Origin of the sequence: Desulfohalovibrio reitneri (assembly GCF_000711295.1) — a bacterium.
Taxonomy (GTDB): domain Bacteria; phylum Desulfobacterota; class Desulfovibrionia; order Desulfovibrionales; family Desulfovibrionaceae; genus Desulfohalovibrio; species Desulfohalovibrio reitneri.
In genome coordinates this window covers 1,178,361-1,197,064 of sequence record NZ_JOMJ01000003.1, presented here as the reverse complement: position 1 = coordinate 1,197,064, position 18,704 = coordinate 1,178,361, and the positions used below count along the sequence as shown (strand labels likewise).

Genomic DNA, 18,704 nt, shown 5'->3' with positions numbered 1-18,704 from the left:
GTCCATTTTCCGCCCGGCCTATTCCGGCTTTCCGTCCACGCCGTCCAGGGGCAGTTCCACCACCTCGCCGGGCGGCAGGGAGATCATCTCGCCCTTGTACTGGAACACGGACTGGGTGCGGCGGTCGCTCTCCAGCCACATCTTCATGCTCTCGCGGCCGATGCGCAGATTGTACCACACGCGGCGGTGGCAGAAGCGCAGGGCCAGGCCGTTGAAGTGCGGCGGGGGCGAGGGGTTGATGATGGGCTGCTTGGAGTGGACCTCCACCCCGGCGAAGTAGCGCACGATGGTCATGAGGGTTCCGGCCATGACGCCGGTGTGGATGCCCTCGATGGTGGTGCCGCCCTGGGTGTCGAACAGGTCCGAGCGCATGGCCTCCAGGAACCAGTCCCAGGCGGACTCGGTGCGGTTGATGAAGTTGGAAACCACGGCGTGCACCACCTTGGACAGGGTGGAGCCGTGGGATGTGCGCGGCTTGTAGTAGTCGTAGTTGACCCGCAGCAGCTCGTAGGGGTCCTCAACCGGGTAGCCCAGCTGCTCCAGGATGCGGGCCACGGATTCGGGGGAGAGGACGTACCAGGTCATGAGCACGTCCGCCTGCTTGGCCACCTTGTAGTGGTCGGGGCTGTCGCCCTCGGCCTTGAGGATGCGGTCCATGCGGTGGATGGAGTAGTAGTGGCGGCGGTAGTGGTCCCAGTCCAACTCGTCGAGGTCCATGTAGCCCTCGAACTGGGAGATGACGCCGGACTCGTCGATGATGACCTTCATGCGCCGGGTCATGTCCCGCCACTTGGCCGTTTCCTCCTCGGTGAGGTTCATCTCCTCCAGCAGGCGGTCGCGGGTCTGCCTGGGCAGGATATCCATCAGGGAGAGGGCCTTCTCCATGAGCCAGACCACCATGATGTTGGTGTAGGCGTTGTCCGAAAGCCCCGGCTCGTCCGAATCGGGCATCTTCTCGTGGAATTCGTCCGGGCCCATGACGCCCCGGATGTGGTAGCGGCCGTCCTCCTCCAGGCTGGCGATGGAGGCCCAGAAGCGGGCGATGGCCAGCATGACCTCCGCGCCGTTGTCGCGCAGGAAGGTCTTGTCCCCGGAGATCGTGTAGTAGCGCCAGAAGTTGTAGAAGATGGCGATGGAGACGTGGCGCTGCCGCCGCGAGAGGTCCGGCCCCCAGCTGTCCGACTCGGGGTTGTAATGCACCTCCTGGGTCTCCTCGCCGCCGTCGTCCGCGGTCTGCCAGGGGTACATGGCCCCTTCCGCGCCGATGCTGCGGGCGTATTCCCTGGCCGCGTCCAGCCGCTTGACCCGGTAGGTGAGCAACGCCTTGGCGATGTCCGGGAAATTGAGGTCGAAGAAGGGCAGGATGTAGAGTTCGTCCCAGAAGATGTGGCCCCGGTAGGCCTCGCCGTGCAGCCCGCGCGCGGGCATGCCCGCGTCGAGGTCGGTGTTGTGGGGCGAGGCCGTGCTCAGCAGGTGGAAGATGTGCAGCCGGGTCACTTTCTGCACGAAACGGTCCCCGCCGACCACGATGTCGGCCTTCTCCCACAGCTTCTCCCAGGCCCGGGCGTGCGGGGTCTTGGCCTGGCGGAAGGTTCGGATGCCGTCGAGGGTCTTGATGGCGGCCTGCTCCGCCTCCTCCGGGATGGGGGTTTCCTCCTCCAGGGTGGTGTGCACGGCCACCAGCTTCTCGAAGGTGCAGGTGGCCGACTCGCGCAGGGAAACGTCCATCTCCTCGCTGATGCGCGCCCCGTCAATGACCACCCGCTTGGCCAGGGGGATCTCCTTTTGGTTCTCGAAGGCGCGGGTCTTGGCCCGCATGACCAAATGGTAGTTCGAGGCCTTGGTCTTGACGTGCAGGCTGACGCCGTCGTCGGTGGCTCCCAAGCCCATCAAGTCCAGGTGGTTGGATGACAGCGCCCGGTAGCGGGCCACCCCGGCGTTGATGACATTGCCGTCCAGGGAGGAGCGGATGGTCACGGTGTCCGAGAAATTGAGCGGGGTGATGCAGAACTGCTGGCAGGCCAGGTTGCGGTTGGCCATGGACACGAACCGCTTGGTGTGCAGCCGAATGAGCCGCCCCAGGCCGTCGCGGCAAATGATGGTGCGCATCATCACGCCCTTCTTCATGTCCAGGGCGTGGGTGTAGTTCAAAAGCTCCATGGACAGGGGGCTCTTGAAGTCGGAGGTGCCGATCTTGATCTCCACCGCCGTCCAGTTGGGGCAGTTGACGAAGTCGTTGTTGTAGATGGTGCGGCCGTGGACCTCGCTGGGCAGCTTGTTGAACATGCCCGCGATGTAGGTGCCGGGATAGAAGTTGAAGGAGGCGGACTCGGACTCGAAGGAGCCCCGGGTGGCCATGAAGCCGTTGCCCACGGTGGTCAGGGTCTCGCGCAATTTCTCGTCGCCCGGGTCGAAGCCCTCGTAGGTCAGCCGCCAGGAGTCCTTCTCGATGCCGTGCAGAAACCATTTGTGGATCTCGTCCAGGGGGATTTCCGAGAGGTCCTGCACCACCTTGTCCGCGCCGAAGCGGCGCAAAAGCTCCGGCGAGGTGGTCCTGGAGACGCCCAGCACCAGGCCGAAGTTTCCGGCCCGGCCGGCCTGCACGCCGGAGATGGCGTCCTCCACCACCATGCACTCGCCGGGCCACAGGCCCAGCTCCTTGGCCGCGGTGACGAAGATGTCCGGTTCAGGCTTGCCGGCCAGTTGCAGTTCAGCCGAGCGGATGCCGCCCACCACGGTGTCGAAGAGCCCGTCCAGCCCGGCCAGCTCCAGCACCAGGCGGGCGTTCTTGGAGGAAGAGGCCACGGCCACCTTCAGGCCCTCGGCGCGCAGGGATTCCACGAACGCCACCGAGGTCTGAAAGACCTCCGGTCCCTTTTCCTTGAGAATCGCCTGGAAGATGTCGTTTTTGCGGTTGCCCAGGCCGCAGATGGTCTCCTCGTCCGGGGAGTCCTCCGGGGTGCCGTAGGACAGCTTGATGCCCCGGGACTCCAGAAAACTCTTCACTCCGGCGTAGCGGGGCTTGCCGTCCACATACTTCTGGTAGTCGTCGTACTTGTCGAATGGCAGGAAGGGGACGTTGTTGCGCTCGGCGTAGTCCTGGAGGAAGTCGTTGAACATTTTCTCCCAGGAGTCGGCGTGCACCCCGGCGGTGTCGGTGATGACGCCGTCGAGGTCGAATACCACGCCTTTGACTTCGGTGGTGAACATCCGGGCTATTCCTCCTCTTGGGCCAGGCGGTTGCACAGGGCCACCAGCACGTCGGGCACGGGGGCGATGAGCGCCTGGGGGCAGGCCTCGCGGGTGCGCCGGGCCAGGTCGTCCTTTTGCGTGACCAGCAGACAGGCGGTCTCCTTGGGGCACATTTCACGCACCGCCGCCAGCATGGGCAGGTCCGAGGCGGTGTCGCCGCAGACGAGGTGGGGGCCGTCGGCCATGTCTATGCCCAGTTCCCCGGTCAGGTAGCGGATGGCGTCGCCCTTGTCGAAATCCTTCACCCCGCCCTCGCCCTCGATGGTCAGGATGATTTCGATGTCCAGGCCGGTGTCCTCGATGCGGAAGTTCTCGTTGTCCGGGTCTATCTGCCGCACAAGCCCGGACACGGCCTTGAGGAAGGAGCGGGACTCCTCCTCGGGAATGGAACCGGTGACGTCCTGCCGGGCCACGGTGGTCTGGCCGAACTTGAACTGCAGCCCCGAGCCGATGAGGCCGAAGCGCTCGTAGCCGGGCCGTTCCAGAAGCAGGGTCAGCTCGGCGTTGAGCCGGTCCAGCAGGGCCTGCTTGTCCGGGTCCACGGGGTAGGCCCGCCGGTTGCCGGACAAATCAAGGAACTCCCGCCCCTTGGAGGCGCCATAGATGAAGCTGTGCTCCGGGTTGACGCTGACGTCGAGTATGCCGAAGTCCGACAGGGGCGCGGAGGTGATGAACACGGGGTTGTCCACCCTGGCCCGGGCGAAGCGGGTCAGAAAGACAGCGTTGTAGGCCGACTGCACCGAGGAGCGGTAGCGGCCGCAGTAGTTGTTGGTGGTGCCGTCGCGGTCGGTGATGAATGTGGTGAATCGTTTGCCCGCCAGCGGCTCGGCCAGCCGCTCGACTTCCTCCGGCAGGGCGGGGTGGTCCTCGGCCAGCCGGTCCAGCAGCGCCTTTTCCCCCTGGCGGAAATAGACGATGTCCTTGTCCAGTTCCGTAGTCTCATAGGTCAGGTCGGCCAGCACGGTGCGCTCGCCGTCCAGGTCCAGCCTGGCCTTGCCGTCCTCGTGGGGCAGGCCGCGCAGGGCGGCCAGGGCGTTCTCCAGGGACTCGGCCGCCTCGACCGGCGGTTCTCCCCCGTCGAGAATGGCGGAAACGGCCTCCAGCCGCACCTCCCGGGTGGCGGCCATGAGCCGGTAGAACTCCTTGAGGCTGCGGATTTCCATCCGCGCTATCTCGGTCATCGTCACCTCTCGTCTGGTCTCCCGGCGGGGGCGGCCCGGGGCGTTGATTCGCCGCGGTCGGGAAGGCCCCTTCACGGGTCATGCTTCATGTTGTGCCCGCTCAGGTCGGTTTTGGCAAGGACGACGGGGGAAAGCGTGTGACTCCGGTCCCTTGTTCACGGTTCGTTGACAGCCGCCACGCCCCCGGATACATAATTGATGGTATTTACGCGCGGTGGTCCCGGCCACCGCGCCGATATTCCCAATAATCCGCCACAGGAGGCACAATGCCGCTGGTTTCGCCGAAGGAGATGTTCGACAAGGCCTATGGGGGCGGCTACGCCGTTGGCGCCTTCAACGTGAACAACATGGAGATCATCCAGGGCATCATGCAGTCCGCCGAGGAGCTGCGCAGTCCGCTCATCCTCCAGGTCTCGGCGGGGGCGCGCAAGTACGCCGGGCAGGACTACATCATCAAGCTCATGGAAGCGGCCCTGGCCCGCACCGACCTGCCGGTGGTCCTGCACCTGGACCACGGCCAGGACTTCGACATCTGCAAGGAAGTCATCGACGGCGGCTTCACCTCGGTCATGATCGACGGCTCCCACCACTCCTTCGAGGAGAACATCCGCATCACCAAGGAGGTGGTGGAGTACGCCCACGACAAGGGCGTCTGGGTGGAGGCCGAGCTGGGCGTGCTGGCCGGGGTGGAGGACGAGGTCTCCGCCGAGGAGAACATCTACACCGACCCCGACCAGGCCAAGGAATTCGTGGAGCGCACCGGCTGCGACTCCCTGGCGGTGGCCATCGGCACCTCCCACGGGGCCTACAAGTTCAAGTGCGAGCCCAAGCTCGACTTCGAGCGGCTGGAGACCATCAACAAGCTCATGCCCGGCTACCCCCTGGTGTTGCACGGGGCCTCCTCCGTGCTGCCCGAGTACGTGGAGATGGCCAACAAGCACGGCGGCGAGATCGAGGGCGCCTGCGGCGTTCCCGAGACGCTGTTGCGCAAGGCCGCGGAGTACGGCGTCTGCAAGATCAACATCGACACCGACATCCGCCTGGCCATGACAGCCACCATCCGCAAATACTTCGCCGAGAACCCCGCGGACTTCGACCCGCGCAAGTACCTCGGCCCGGCGCGGCAGGCGGTCAAAGACATGGTCACCCACAAGATCGAGCACGTCCTGGGCTGCAAGGGAGCGGCCTAGTTTGTCATGGCCCGCGGAGGCGGCCCGTGCGAGAAAAATACGCTGAAACACTCACCCCACAACAGCGAGGGAAGAACATATGCCCGTACGCATCGGCATGAACGGCTGGGGCCGCATCGGACGCTATCTGGCGCGCATCATGGCGGAGGACGGCACGCTCGAGCTGGGCGTAATCAACGCCCGCGCCTCCAACGAGGATCTGGCCCACCTCTTCAAGTACGACTCCGTGCACGGCACCTTCCCCGGTGAGGTCGGCACCTGGGACGAGGGCATCGTCATCGCCGGCCGCAAGATAAAAGTCACCCGCAACGCGCCGGGTGAGTGGACCTGGGGCGACGAGGGGTGCGACTTGGTGGTGGAGTCCACCGGCAAGTTCACCGACCGCGAGTCCTGCGAGAAGCACCTGGCCTGCGGCGCCAAGAAGGTGGTCATTTCCGCGCCGGGCAAGAAGCCGGACGTGACCGTGGTCATGGGCGTCAACGACGACGACTACGACCCCGCTGCCCACAAAATCGTCTCCAACGCCTCCTGCACCACCAACTGCCTGGCCCCCGCGGCCAAGGTGCTGCACGAGAAGTTCGGCATCAAGCACGGCCAGATGACCACCGTGCACTCCTACACCATGAGCCAGCGCATTCTGGACGGCTCCCACAAGGACCTGCGCCGTGGCCGGGCCGCGGCCGTGTCCATGCTGCCCACCACCACCGGCGCGGCCAAGGCCGTGGGCCTGGTGCTGCCCGAGCTGGACGGCAAGCTGGACGGCATGGCCGTGCGCGTGCCTACCCCGGACGGCTCCCTGGTGGACTTGGTGGTGGAGGTGGACAAGGCCACCACCGCTGACGAGGTCAACCAGGCCTTCAAGGACGCGGCAGACGAGCACCTGGGCTACACCGAGATTCCGCTGGTTTCCTGCGACTACATCGGGGACACCCACGGAGGAGTGGTGGACGGCCTGTGCACCCGCGTGCAGGGCGGCACCCAGGTCAAGGTCATCGTCTGGTACGACAACGAGGCCGGCTTCACCCACCAGCTGCTGCGGCTGGTGAAGAAGGTGGCCGCCTCCCTGTAGGCCCGCCGGGAAGCCAACATCCGCAACGACCGGGCGGCGTCCCCACGCGGACGCCGCCCGTTTTCGTTCCCCCGGCCGAGGCCCTTGCCATCGGGGGCGTTGCGGTACAGTATGGGCTCGCCCACGGAGCGGTTCATCCCATGTCCAGACTCTTTCCCTCCCTCAAGCAGTCCTCCGGCCTGGAGCGGTTCATCCGCATCGTGGCGCTTTTCGCCATCTTCGCGGCCGTCATCTGGGCCTTTTGGGAGAACAACCAGCGGGTCATCTCCGAGATAGAGCGCAAGCAGGACGTGGCCGACACCGGTGGCTACCTCTCGGACGAGCAGCTCTCCTTCGTGAAGGGATTCCGCGACGCCCTGCACTCCCGCTACGGCATCTCCTTCAGGCTGCGGGTGGTGGAAGGGCCGGCGCCGCGGCCCGAGTCGGACCAGAAGACGCTCTACGTGGGGCTTTCGCCCGCCAGTGAAGAAATCGTGCTGCGGCTGCCTCCGCTTTTGGGGTCGGCCCTGGGTGAGGAGTTTCTGGACGACCTGCGCGCCAACCATCTGAATGATTTTTGGCAAGACGAGGAGTGGCAGAGCGGCCTGGTGCTGCTGCTGGCCGCCATATGGGAGCGGCTGGAGGAAATTTCAGGAAAAGACCCCGCTGTGCGGGAGGGGGAAAATCCATCGTGAAAGAGGTCCGCGTCCATACGGACGGCTCGTGCCTGGGCAACCCGGGGCCGGGCGGCTGGTGCGCGCTGCTTGAGTACAGCGGCTCGGAAAAGGAACTGCACGGCGGGTACGGCCGCACCACCAATAACCGCATGGAGCTTTTGGCCGTGATCGAGGCCCTGGAGGCCTTGCGCGAACCATGCCGGGTGGAGCTCTACACCGACTCGCAGTACGTGCAGAAGGCCATCACCCAGGGCTGGCTCAAGGGCTGGAAGCGCAACGGCTGGAAGACGGCCGCCAAGAAGCCGGTCAAGAACCGCGACCTGTGGACCCGGCTCGATCCGCTGCTTTCCCGCCACGATGTCCAGTTCCATTGGCTCAAGGGCCACGCCGGGCATCCCGAGAACGAACGCTGCGACGAGCTGGCCAGGGCGGCGGCCCAGCGGGACGGTCTGCCAGCGGACGAGGGGTACGGGACATGACCGCGCCGCGGACCGACACATCCGGACTGGAAGAGCGGCTGGGGCACGGGTTTTCCGACGAGGCGCTGCTGCGCCTGGCCCTGACCCATTCCTCCTGGATAAACGAGTCCGCCCACGGCGGTGAGAGCAACGAACGGCTGGAGTTTCTGGGCGACGCCGTGCTGGAGCTGTGCGTCTCCGAAGAACTGTACGCCCGCTTTCCCGGCGAGCGGGAAGGGCGGCTGACCCGGTTGCGCGCGCGCTTGGTGCGCGAGCCCGCCCTGGCCCGCCTGGCCAGGGAGATCGCCCTGCCCGACTACATCTACCTGGGCCGGGGCGAGGAGTCCCAGGGCGGCCGCGACCGCGATTCCCTGCTGGCCGACGCCTTCGAGGCCATCATGGGCGCGGTATTCGTGGACGGCGGGTTCGAGGCTTCGCGCAAGGTGGTTTCCCGGCTTCTGGCGGGACTGTGGCCGGAGTCGGCCGAATTGCCCCACGCCAAAGACCACAAGACCGCCCTGCAGGAAGTCACCCAGACCCTTTTCCGGGCGCGCCCCGTCTACTCCCTGGTGGGCGCGGAAGGCCCGGATCACGCCAAGATCTACCGCGTCCGGGTGGACCTGCCGGATGGCCGCTCCTTCGAGGCCCAGGCCTCCAGCAAGAAGACCGCGGAACAGGAATCCGCCCGCCTGGCCCTCACCGAACTCTCTCACGACGCCGAATAGAAAAAGCCCCTTCCCTGGGGAGGAAGGGGCTTGCGCGGAAGAACGGCCGGACCCCCGGGGGAGAGGCGTAGCCTTCGTTCCTCATGGATAACGGCGGGCCGGTCGCGGCCCTCCGTTATCGCCTACTAGCCGCCGCCGATGAGCTGCATGGCCATTCTGGGCAGGCTGTTGGCCTGGGCCAGCATGGCCACGGCGGACTGCGAGAGGATCTGCTGCCGCACGAACTCGGTCATCTCGGTGGCCACGTCCACGTCGGAGATGCGCGATTCCGAGGCCATCAGGTTCTCGGACTGGATCTGCAGGTTGGTGATGGTGTTTTCCAGGCGGTTCTGCATGGAACCGAGATGGGCCCGGATCTTGTCCTTGGAGATGATGGCCTCGTTGATCTGGTCCAGGGCGGTCTGCGCCAGGGCCTGCGTGGAGATGGACGCTCCGGCGGTGTTGGTCAGGTCGCTGCCCAGCCCCAGCCCCAGCGAGGAGGCCGTGGAGGTGCCGATCTGGACGTAGTAGTAGTCCTCGGCCGAGGAGTTGCCGGTGCCGAAGTGGACCTTCAGCCTGCCGGTGGAGACCAGCCCGTTTCCGTTGAAGGTATCCGAGGAAAGCTGTCCGTTGAGAAGCTGGATGCCGTTGAAGTCCGTTGCGTTGGCGATTCGGGTGATTTCCGAAGCCATGGCCTGATACTCGGAGTCGATGATCAGGCGCTGGTCGGAGTTGTAGGTACCCGTGGACGCCTGTTCCGCCAGCTCCTTCATGCGGATCAGCTTTTCGTCGATGACCTGCAGCGCGCCGTCAGCGGTCTGGATCATCGAGATGGCGTCCTGGGCGTTGCGCACGCCCTGGTTGAGGGACGCGATGTCCGCGCGCATAAGCTCGCGGATGGCCAGTCCGGCGGCGTCGTCGGCGGCCGTGCCGATGCGCAGGCCGGACGAAAGGCGCCGAACCGAGGTGCTGAGGCCGCCGTAGGCGTCATTCAGATTCCTCGAGGCGTTCATGGCCATGAGGTTGTGGTTGATTACCAAAGACATGACGAAAACCTCCTTGTTGCTCTCTCCTGCCGTTCCTTGGGGTTTGTCTGGAGAAAGCACGGGCCGTGCCAACGGAAACTTTTTCAGTTTATACGGTGTATTGTGTGCAGTGTGGCAGTTTTTTCCCAGGTCCTGGCCGGTGCGCGCGGCCCCCTATACCGCGGGGGAGGGCAGATCGTTCCCACGCGGGCGGGTTTTTTTCCGCCGCGCTAAAGAACCGGTGCCGCGGGGCCGAAAAGAGAGTCGGATAGGCGGGCAAAGGAATGCGCCGCCGGACATCCAGGGAGGGAACGAAATGAGCACCATACACACCCTGCGGTTCGACGACGCGCGCTCCCAGGGAGGGGTGGAAAAGCCCCGCGCGCGCCCGGCGGAGATTCCGGCCGAAGCGCGCAAGCGCCCGCTGGACTTCCAGGAAGCCAGGGACAAGCGCGTGCTGGACGAGGCACGGGGGCAGGCGGAGGAAACGCTGGCCTCCATCGGCCTGAAACTGCGCTTCAAGGTGGACGAGGAGTCGGACACCGTGCAGGTGGAGATCGTGGACCCTGGGTCGGGCAAGGTGGTGCGCAAGCTGCCGCCGGACGACCTCCTGAAGCTGTCCCGCTCCATCCGCGACATGGCCAGGGGCCTTCTGGACAAGACCTACTAGGCGTCGGGACGGCCCGGACGACATGGGGCGCGGCGAGGCCCATGCGAAAAACCCCTCCCGGGGATACGGAAGGGGTTTTCGCTTTGTAGCGGGAGCCGCCGCGGGTCGGACGGCGGCCCCCTGTATGGAGCGAGTCGGGGTCGACTGGTGCTTAGCGCTTGAGGGCGATGAGTTCGCCGAGCATGGTGTCGGTGGTGGTGATGACCTTGGAGTTGGCCTGGAAGCCGCGCTGCGTGGTGATCATGGTCACGAACTCGGTGGCCAGGTCCACGTTGGACTGCTCCAGGGAGTTGGACTGGATGGAGCCCAGCCCGGCGGTGTTGGGCCGGTTGGTGATGGCCGGTCCCGACTCCCTGGTCTCCAGGTAGAGGTTGCCCCCGTCTCTCCGCAATCCGTTGAGATTGTTGAAGTTGGCCAGTGAGACCACATACAGCTCCTGCACCTGTCCGTTGGAGAACCGGCCGGTCATGACGCCGTCGCGGTCCACCGAGATGTTCTGCAGGAAGCCCGCGTTGTAGCCGTCCTGCGACTGCTGGATGGTGGTGGAGCCCGAGGAGAAGGAGGTGGAGGCCAGGGCAGACCGCTCCGTGTCTCCGAAGTTGGGCAGGTTCTGCACCGCGCCGCCGCTGGTGGAGGGGTTGTTGATGGAGAACAGGGCTGCGTTGGAGTTGGTGGCGTTCAGCCCGCCCCATTGGGTCTGCTGGTTGCGCATGCCGAAGTCCATCTCGATGAGGACCTTGGAGCTGTCAGCCTGGGAGGCGTTGTTGAAGCTGGCGTTCTCCCGGCCCAGGAAGTTGGCCACGAAGGTGGGGTAGCCGTTCTGGGAGAAGCCGCTCTCCGGCACCTTCCAGTTGGAAAGGGCCTTGAGGTCGCCATTAATCTCGCCCGCCTGCAGCTGGTACGAGGACACGCCGGTCAGCTCGCCCGCGGCGTTGAAGGTCAGCGTGCCCGTGCCCAGCAGTCCGGCCGCGGAGGTGGTGTTCATGGCCGTGCCGTTGGACAGCAGCCGCCCGTCCTCCGCCGGGTCCACGGTGACGATGTACTCCCAGACCTTGCGGCCGCCCGCGTTGGAGACGTCCACGGGGTCGTAGTAGACGGTCATGTTGTGGGAGGAGCCGTTCTCGTCGTAGATTTGCACGGTGGTGGAATAGGCGAACTGGGAATCGCCGATGGGATCCTCGGCCTGCCCGTTCCACACCTGGTGCATGGCGAAGAAGGGATTGTTGGGATCCTCGGACCGGGAGGTTTCGCCGGAGTCGAGGTTGGTGATGACCGAGACCCGGCTGGTCTCCTTGGGCGGCGACTGGAAATTCTCCAGCTGGATGTCGGTGGGCACGCCCACGATGCGCGTTTCCTGCGCGGCGGAACTGGATTCCGTCTGGTTGGTCTGGGCCGCGCTGGTTGTGTTGCTGTCCTCCACCTCCCAGCCTTGCAGGACGTATCCCTGCGGGCTGACCAAGTTGCCGTTTTTGTCGAAGCGGAAGTTGCCCGAGCGGGTGTAGAAGTCCTGTTCCGAGTTGGCGTCGCGGACGATGAAGAAACCCTCGCCGCCCACGGCCAGGTCGGTGGACTCGTTGGTGTTCTCGAAGGAGCCCTGGCTGAAGTCGGCGTAGACCGCCCCCAGCCGCACGCCGCGCCCCACCTGGCCCACACCCTGGGAGGTGGAGATGTCCTGGCTGACCGCGTCCTCGAAGTGCATGCGGGCGGCCTTGAAGCCGATGGTGTTGACGTTGGCGATGTTGTTGCCCAGCACGGACATTTTCTCGCCATGGGCGCCAAGGCCCGTGATGCCGGAAAAGAGTGCTGCTGAAAGACCCATGTTTTCCTCCTTGACTCGCTCTTCGGTTGACCCGTTGCTGCCGACCCGAAAGGGTTATTGCGTTGTCTCTTCGCTTTCCTGGGATTCGTCGCCTCCGCCGGTCTCCTCCTCGCCGCCGTCGGCGGGGGGAGCTGCGGGATTGACCACTTCCTGGACATCCATGAACTTGACGGTGCGGCCGTCCCGCAGGCGCAGGTAGTGCTGGCCCTCGTAGGTGGAGACGCCGGCCACGGTGCCGTTGACCTCGGTGTCCACCATCACGGGTTGCCCGTCGGCGCCCTCGGCGGAGATGGAAACGGTGTATGTGCCGTCCGGGGCTTTGTTGCCCTGCCAGTCCTTGCCGTCCCACTGGAACTCGTACATGCCGCCCTGCATGGCGCCGCCCTGGATGGTGCGGATGACGTTGCCCCAGGAGTCGAAGATGTTCACGTTGACGTTGGTGACCGGCTCCTCCAGCCCGTAGTAGACGGTGGAGGAGTAGTCGCCGTACTTGCTCAAGGTGTTGCCCTCGGCGCGCACCTGCTTGCCGATGAAGCTGACCGCGGAGAGCATTTCCTGCCTCTTGGAGGCCTCGTTCATGTCGCCGATGCCCTCGTTGATGTTGGTCAACTGCTCCAGGGAGGAGAATTGGGCCAACTGGGCGGTGAACTCCTTGTCCTTCATGGGGTTCAGGGGATCCTGGTTGCCCAGCTGGGCGGTCAGGAGCTGCAGGAACGTGTCGCGGCCAAGCTCCTTGTTGATCTCCTGCTTGGAGGGGTCGACCGTGAATTCCTGTTCGGCGCGTCCTATTTCCTGAAAAGCGTACATGCGATGTTCTCCGTGACGGCTAGGCGATCAGGCTGATGCCGTTTTCCGAGGCCAGCCGTCTGATCTCGGCCATCTGTTCCTGCAAGGCGTCGCCCCGCACCGACTCCTGACGGAGGTTGCGCATGCGGGTGCGGATTTCGGCCATGGCCTGGCGCTGCTGCTCCAGGTTGTGCTGCTCCGCGTCCTTCCACTGGCGGCCCATGGCGTCCTCTCGGGAAAGCCCGGTCTGGACGTCCATCTCCGTGACCTTCATGCCCTGCTGTTCCAGGGTCTGCTTCACCTGGGCCATCTGTTCGGCCAGGACGCGGGTCACGTCGTTGTTCTCGGTGCGGATGAGGGCCTTGACCTCCTTGCCCTGCACCTGCAGGGCCACGGTCAGCCGGCCCAGTTCGCGCGGCTCCAGCTCCAGGGTGAGCTGCTTGCCGCCGCCAGGCATGTTCTTCAGCATCCCCTCGCGGACCTGCCGGAAAATTTCCTCGGAGTGCTGGTCAGCCAGGCTGGCGCGGGCCTGCTGCGACAGGGAGGCCTTGGCCTCGGCCCTGGCGTTTTGCACTTCGGCCCTGGCGTCGGCGAAGACCTGGCGCACGGCCGGGTCCTCGATCTCCTTCTCCACCTTGGACCACAGCTCGTCGAAGGCGTTCTTCTGTTCGGCTTGGCGCTGGTTCTCCTGTTCGCTCCAGTGGCCCTGGTCCTTGGAGCCGTCCTTGCGGGCGTTGACCAACTCCTCGGAGGCGCTCCCCTTGTCCGCTTCGCCGCCGTTCTTGGCGTCGGCACCGGCTTCCTTGGCGTCCCCGTTCTCCTTCTTGCCCAGGAACTGCTCCATGGCCGTCTTGTCCCTGCCCGCGGCGATGACCTTGGCCGAATCCTCGTCCGCCTGCTGGCCGGAGGCCTTTTGGATGGCCGCCTTGAGGGCGTCCTCCACCGCGGTTTTCACTTCGCGCAGCAGGTCGAGCTTCTGCTTCTGGTCAAGCTCCACCTCCTTGCGCATCTCAGAAAGCATGTTCTTCAGCTCGTTCAGCCCCACCTCGCGGCTGTCCTCGCCTTTGAACAGCGATTTGAGCTTGTCGCTTGCCTCCTTGGAAAGGTTCAGCGACTCCACCAGGGCGTGCACGCCCTTGGGGTTGAGCTTGAGCAGCTTGTCCTGGGGCAGGCTGGAAATTTGTTTGTCCACAACCTCCAGGACGCTGCTGAACTTGCCGTTGGCCAAGTCGTCCATGAGGTCGGCGGATTCGTCGGCCGAGAAGCCGATCTTTTGGAAAAAGGAGTCCAACTGCTGTTTCTGCACCGTGGAGAGTTCCGCGCCCTGGCCCGTCTCGAGCAGTTCCTTGCTCTTGGCCATGATGCGCTCAACCATTTCGCCCCAGGTCAGGCCCTCGTCGCTGCGCAGCTTCTCGCGCAGCCCCTCGATCTCCTCCTTGGAGAAGCCGAGCTGGGCCAGTTTGCCCTGGAGCTCCCCGAAGTCGTCCTCGGTCATCTTGACCTCGTGCGGCTTCAGCTCCCCGGAGCCCTCCACACGGCGGAACGCCTCGCGGTTCACCTCGGCGCCGCCGCGCCCAGCCTGTTGTTCGGCGGCGGAACGGGCGTCCTCCACGCGCCGCCGGGCGGCGTGCTCCGCGTCCTCGGCCGCCTGGCGGGCGGACTGGCGGGAGTCGTCCAGGCGGATGGTCTCGGAGTCGCTCCGCTCGCGGCGGTTTTCGGCCGCAGCGCGCACGGCGCTGGCGGCGGAGCCCATGAGCTCGGCGAAGCTGTCCGCTCCGCGGCGGGTATCGGCCCGCAAGGAAAACAGGCCCTCCCCGGAGGACTCCTTTTGGCTATGGGAAGGAAAAATCTGCATGGCGTGAACTCCTTTGCCGGGGAAAGTACAAGGCGTGTACCAGTCTGGCTGGCCTTGTGATTCCAGCTACTTGGAGAGCGCGTCAGGGCGGGGAGGGGCAGTTTTTTCCCTGCCGGACAATCAAGCCAGCAGGGCGGAGAGGGACTCGGCCAGGCCAAGTGCGCGCTTGCGCGCGGCGGGGGAGTGGTCGGCGTTGTCCAGCATGGTCTGCAGGTAGCCTGTGAGGGAGCGGAACAGGGGCGGGGCCTGGTCCCAAAACGGAGTGGCCGGGTCGCGCAGGCCGCGCCCCAGCACCCTGTGCAGAAGGGGCAGGCGGGCGGCCATGGCCTCGGCGGATTGCGGCGCGGCCTCGCGCAGGGCGTCCAGCCTGACGGCCGCCTCGGCCTCGTCCCACAGGCCGAAGGCGCGGCCGAAGAAGCCCTGCCAGAAGCGGTCGAGCACCAGACGCGGGGAGGCCGGTCCGGCCGGGCTGAGGTCGTAGAGGCCGAAGCGGTCGCGGGCGGTGGCGGCCAGCCGCAGTCCGGGGGGCTGGGGGGGCATGGTTCCGGGCGCGCGCAGCAGGCGGCGGCACAGGTGGGCCACGGCCGCGGGGCGGAAGCGCTCCCGGCAGAGCAGGGCGGGGCGGGTGCAGCGCCAGCAGCCCAGGCAGGAAAGCCCGGTCCGGGCCACGGTGTGCCCCTCGGGGTGGGGGCCGGTCTCCCAGGGGTGGACCGGCCCCATGGAAAGGTTGAGCACCGGGGTGCCCATCCAGGCCGCCAGGTGCATGGGGCCGGTGTCCGGAGTGACCAGCAGGGCCAGGGTGCGCAGCGCGCCCACCAGCTCCGCCAGGCCGGTCTTGCCCGCTAGGTTGAGGATCTTGCCGCCGAAGGCCCGGGCCAGCCGTTCGCCTTCCCCGGCCTCGGCCGGGCCGCCCAGGATGACCGGCCGCAGGCGGCGGGCGAAGAGTTCCCCTATCAGGTCGGCCCAGAAGGATTCCTTAGGCCGTTTGGCCGGTTCGCTGGCTCCGAGGAAGACGCCCACGGCCTCGCCCTGGCCCACCCTGGGGTGTTCCCAGCGGGTGGCGGCCATGCGTTCGAGGGGAACCGTGTCCAGGGCGTTGAGGTCGGCCCAGTGGAAGAGGTTGTGCCGGTTGTTGTGCACCAGCGAGGCGCGGTAGATTTGCCACTCCCCCCGGATGCGCCGCGCGCCGTCCGCGTCCAGGTGGGGGCCCAGGAGCAGGTCGGTCTCCAGCCGACCGGCCAGTTCGGCCGCCCGCTCGCGTATGGAGAGGTTGACCACGGCTGCGTAGCGCCGGGTGGCCAGCTTGTCCGCCGCCCCCCAGGGAAAGAAGACCGCGCCGGGCGACACCGGGTAGAGGTCCTTGAAGAAGGATTCCTCCCCCACCACCCAGATTTCCCGCTCCGGGTGCAGGCGCCGCAGCCAGTGGACCAGGGGGAAGGTCAGCACCAGGTCGCCCATGCGCTGCATCTGGAGGATGAGGATGGGGTCGGCCACGGCTATCTATCCATAGATGGAGCGCATTGCTTCCAGCAGTTCGGCCAGGCGGTGGTCGTAGGTATGCTCGGCCAGCACCCGTTGCCGGGCCGCCTCGGCAACCCGGGCGCGGGCGGCCGGGTCGTCCAGGTAGCGGGCGGCCAGCTCCGAGGCTTCCTCCGGGGAGGTGTAGAATACCACCTCCCGCCCCGGCTCGAACAGGTCCTCCATCTGGCGGCGGTGGTCGGTGAGAAGGAAGGCCCCGGAGGCGGGCACGTCGAAGACGCGCTGGTTGACCGCGCCCTTCATCTGCTTGGAGGTGCAGTTGAAGTTGACTTCCGAGAGGGGATAGAAGCGAGGCAGGTCGTCGTAGTAGCCGAGCTCGGAGTGGTAGCGCCAGCCGCTCCCCTCGCCTGGCAGGCTTTCCTTCCAGTAGGGGTCTCCCACGATGAGGGGGGTGAATGGCAGGGTGGACCGCACGCAGGCCAGCCGGTAGGCGCGGGTGGATTCCCAGGTGACCAGGGTCTCGAAGGCCAGCTTGCGCTCGGTGGTCCCCAGGGACTCGAAGGCGGGCATGAAGTCCGGGTGGCTGCGCTCCATGAAGGCCCGCACACTCCAGTCCTCGCTCCCGCCGAAGCCAGCGGCGATTTTCGGGTAGGCCTCGCGTAGTTCGGGCGGGGGAGCGGCCACCTCCAGCCGCCGGGCCACCTTGTGCACCATGGAGTTGCCCACGAAGGAAACCCGCGACCGCCAGGAATCCGGCCCGGGTGGGGCGTCCGGCCGGAAGCGGTGGACGTCCGTTCCCAGGGGCAGGTAGCGCACATTGGGGAAGCCCAGTTCGGCCAGGGAGTCCAGGTTGTCCGCGTCCCAGGTGAAGACCGTGGTCCAGGGGGAGGTGAGGTTGTCGTAGATGTAGAGGATGAGGTGGGGGTTATCCACGAACCAGGAGGCCAGCGGCAGCTCCAGCCGCGCAAGCAGGTCGGTCAGCACCCCCTCGCGGTCCACGCCCAGGTGGTTGATGGTGAAGACGAAGTCCGGCTTGAATTCCAGCACCGACCGCAGCAGCTCCTCCACGAAATCCGCCCGGCCCACCTCGCCGTCCTCGCCCTCGCTGGCGGAGAGGTCCAGAAAGCGGTGCTCCACGCCCATGCGCTCGCAGGCGGCCATTATCTCGCCCATGAGGAAATAGCGGGAGGAGATGAGCAGCACGCGCGGGGTGTCGCCGGTGAACTTGGCGTAGCGCGCCTTCTCCCAGAAATTGAAGCGGCTGGAGGCCTCCAGCCCGCGCTTGAGCCCGGTGTAGTGGTCCGGGTCCAGCCGCAGGTAGACTGGGTGGGGCAGGGGGACGAGCGGCGCGCCGCCGTTCTCCATCTGCCAGCGGGTCAGCTCGGCCAGGGCTTCCCGGGCGTCCTCCCCGTCCAGCCACAGCACCCGGCCCGAGGCCTCGGCCTCCCGTCGCGCGGGAGAGTGCGCCTGGATGGCCGCCTCCTTGTCCACCACGGCCACCGGGCCGTCGTACCCGGCCAGCAGCTTCCGCAAGCCGTGCCCCAGCCCCGCGCCCAAGAGCACCGGCAGGCCGGGCGTCTCCCGGGCCAGAAACCCCTCCACGGGCCGGGTCTCCGTGCGCGCCCCCCCGCGCCCCAAAAGCGGCTGGGAGCGGCCGTTCAGGTCGAGGAGGAGGTCGGTTTCGCCTCCGGGGGCGGTGGTCGGTTTGGGGTCGGCCATCAGGCTGGCAAGTCGTCGATATGGTCGATGAAGTTGAAATAGCGGTGCAGCTGCACCAGGGAGAGGGTCTTGCGCACCTGGGAGCCGGGGCAGCAGAGGTAGAGCTTCTTGCCCAAGCTTTGCAGCCGGGTGTCCAGGGAGACCAGAAAGCCGATGCCGGAACTGTCGATGAAGGGCACGTCCGAGAGGTCCAGCACCACGCGCTCCGCCGGGCTGTTCTCCACCGCGTCCACGGCCCGCCGGGACAATTCGGTCACGGTGTCGATGACGATTTCGCCGCTGTAGGTCAGCTTCAGGCAGCCGTCGCCGGGGTCTATTGCGAGCCCTTCCATGCCGCTTCTCCCACGCGTTTGCGCATGCGCACCAATGTGCGCCCCTCCACCCGGCGGACGTCGAACTCGTCCGCCAGCGAGGCCATGATGAACAGACCCCGCCCGCATTCGGCCTCCGGGCCGGGGTCGCGGATGGGGGCCTCGGGGTCGAGCCCCATGCCCCAGTCGGCTATCTCCACCTCCACGAAGCCGCCCTCCTCTTCAAGGAGCAGGCGGACCTCCAGGTTTCCGGGGCGGCCGCCGTAAGCGTGGCACACCACATTGGCGCACCCTTCGGTGACGGCCAAATCCAGGTCGTGCAGCAGGTCGGCGTCCCCGATGCTGGCCCCCAGGATGGCGCAGGCCGCCTTGGACAGCCGCCGGGCCGAGGCGGGAAGCGCATCGCTGCGCAACAGGAATTCAGCCATGGACGCCCTCCCAGAGAAGCGCGTGCGCGCTTCGGCCGTTCATACCGATGGCGGCCATATTCCACGTTTCCGCGCGGAAAGGCAAACCCCCGTCCGGCTTTT

General features: G+C 66.3%; 16 protein-coding genes. 6 read left to right on the top strand and 10 right to left on the bottom strand.

The window, feature by feature from the left end; genetic code table 11:
- Positions 1 to 18: 18 nt before the first annotated feature.
- Complete coding sequence (locus N911_RS0106280; RefSeq protein WP_035104433.1) at positions 19 to 3,210, bottom strand: beta-phosphoglucomutase family hydrolase; 3,192 nt, start codon at positions 3,208 to 3,210, stop codon at positions 19 to 21.
- Between the two features lie 5 nt (positions 3,211 to 3,215).
- Positions 3,216 to 4,433, bottom strand: coding sequence for a hypothetical protein (locus N911_RS0106275; RefSeq protein WP_051693977.1), 1,218 nt, complete (start codon positions 4,431 to 4,433; stop codon positions 3,216 to 3,218).
- Between the two features lie 266 nt (positions 4,434 to 4,699).
- Between N911_RS0106275 and fba the strand changes: the two genes are divergently transcribed.
- From fba to rnc, 5 genes are all read left to right on the top strand, one after another.
- A complete protein-coding gene (gene fba, locus N911_RS0106270; protein WP_029895411.1) occupies positions 4,700 to 5,623 on the top strand; it encodes a class II fructose-1,6-bisphosphate aldolase in 924 nt (307 codons plus the stop codon).
- A gap of 79 nt (positions 5,624 to 5,702) precedes the next feature.
- Positions 5,703 to 6,692, top strand: coding sequence for a type I glyceraldehyde-3-phosphate dehydrogenase (gap, locus tag N911_RS0106265; protein WP_029895409.1), 990 nt, complete (start codon positions 5,703 to 5,705; stop codon positions 6,690 to 6,692).
- A gap of 140 nt (positions 6,693 to 6,832) precedes the next feature.
- Positions 6,833 to 7,366 carry a hypothetical protein gene (locus tag N911_RS16660; RefSeq protein WP_035104430.1) on the top strand — a complete coding sequence of 178 codons (534 nt, stop codon included), beginning with the start codon at positions 6,833 to 6,835 and terminating at the stop codon, positions 7,364 to 7,366.
- A complete protein-coding gene (gene rnhA / locus N911_RS0106255; protein ID WP_029895405.1) occupies positions 7,363 to 7,827 on the top strand; it encodes a ribonuclease HI in 465 nt (154 codons plus the stop codon). The genes N911_RS16660 and rnhA overlap by 4 nt, the downstream gene beginning before the upstream one ends.
- Positions 7,824 to 8,531, top strand: a complete 708-nt coding sequence (gene rnc, locus N911_RS0106250) for a ribonuclease III (RefSeq protein WP_029895403.1) — start codon at positions 7,824 to 7,826, stop codon at positions 8,529 to 8,531. The genes rnhA and rnc overlap by 4 nt, the downstream gene beginning before the upstream one ends.
- A 125-nt stretch (positions 8,532 to 8,656) precedes the next feature.
- On the opposite strand, the gene N911_RS0106245 is transcribed toward rnc, so the two are convergent.
- A complete protein-coding gene (locus N911_RS0106245; RefSeq protein ID WP_029895401.1) occupies positions 8,657 to 9,556 on the bottom strand; it encodes a flagellin N-terminal helical domain-containing protein in 900 nt (299 codons plus the stop codon).
- Between the two features lie 295 nt (positions 9,557 to 9,851).
- Between N911_RS0106245 and N911_RS17390 the strand changes: the two genes are divergently transcribed.
- Positions 9,852 to 10,205 (top strand): flagellar protein FlaG, encoded by a 354-nt coding sequence (locus tag N911_RS17390; protein ID WP_051693975.1) that lies wholly within the window; start codon positions 9,852 to 9,854, stop codon positions 10,203 to 10,205.
- Between the two features lie 151 nt (positions 10,206 to 10,356).
- Here N911_RS17390 and N911_RS0106235 read toward each other — a convergent pair whose 3' ends face one another.
- The 7 genes from N911_RS0106235 to N911_RS0106205 form a co-directional block, all read right to left on the bottom strand.
- On the bottom strand, positions 10,357 to 12,024 hold the full coding sequence (locus tag N911_RS0106235) for a flagellar hook protein FlgE (RefSeq protein ID WP_029895397.1): 1,668 nt from the start codon (positions 12,022 to 12,024) through the stop codon (positions 10,357 to 10,359).
- 54 nt (positions 12,025 to 12,078) lie between these two features.
- The gene (locus N911_RS0106230) at positions 12,079 to 12,831 is read right to left on the bottom strand and encodes a flagellar hook assembly protein FlgD (protein WP_035104427.1); all 753 of its coding nucleotides are present in this window, start codon (positions 12,829 to 12,831) and stop codon (positions 12,079 to 12,081) included.
- Positions 12,832 to 12,850: 19 nt separating this feature from the next.
- On the bottom strand, positions 12,851 to 14,665 hold the full coding sequence (locus N911_RS0106225; protein WP_029895393.1) for a flagellar hook-length control protein FliK: 1,815 nt from the start codon (positions 14,663 to 14,665) through the stop codon (positions 12,851 to 12,853).
- 120 nt (positions 14,666 to 14,785) lie between these two features.
- Positions 14,786 to 16,159: a glycosyltransferase family 9 protein gene (locus tag N911_RS0106220; RefSeq protein WP_051693974.1), complete on the bottom strand. Its 1,374-nt coding sequence runs from the start codon at positions 16,157 to 16,159 to the stop codon at positions 14,786 to 14,788.
- 6 nt (positions 16,160 to 16,165) lie between these two features.
- Positions 16,166 to 17,863 carry a CgeB family protein gene (locus N911_RS0106215; RefSeq protein WP_029895389.1) on the bottom strand — a complete coding sequence of 566 codons (1,698 nt, stop codon included), beginning with the start codon at positions 17,861 to 17,863 and terminating at the stop codon, positions 16,166 to 16,168.
- Positions 17,863 to 18,195, bottom strand: a complete 333-nt coding sequence (locus tag N911_RS0106210) for an STAS domain-containing protein (protein WP_029895387.1) — start codon at positions 18,193 to 18,195, stop codon at positions 17,863 to 17,865. Before N911_RS0106210 ends, N911_RS0106215 begins: the two co-directional genes overlap by 1 nt.
- Positions 18,177 to 18,602 carry an ATP-binding protein gene (locus N911_RS0106205; protein ID WP_029895386.1) on the bottom strand — a complete coding sequence of 142 codons (426 nt, stop codon included), beginning with the start codon at positions 18,600 to 18,602 and terminating at the stop codon, positions 18,177 to 18,179. The genes N911_RS0106210 and N911_RS0106205 overlap by 19 nt, the downstream gene beginning before the upstream one ends.
- Positions 18,603 to 18,704 lie beyond the last annotated feature (102 nt).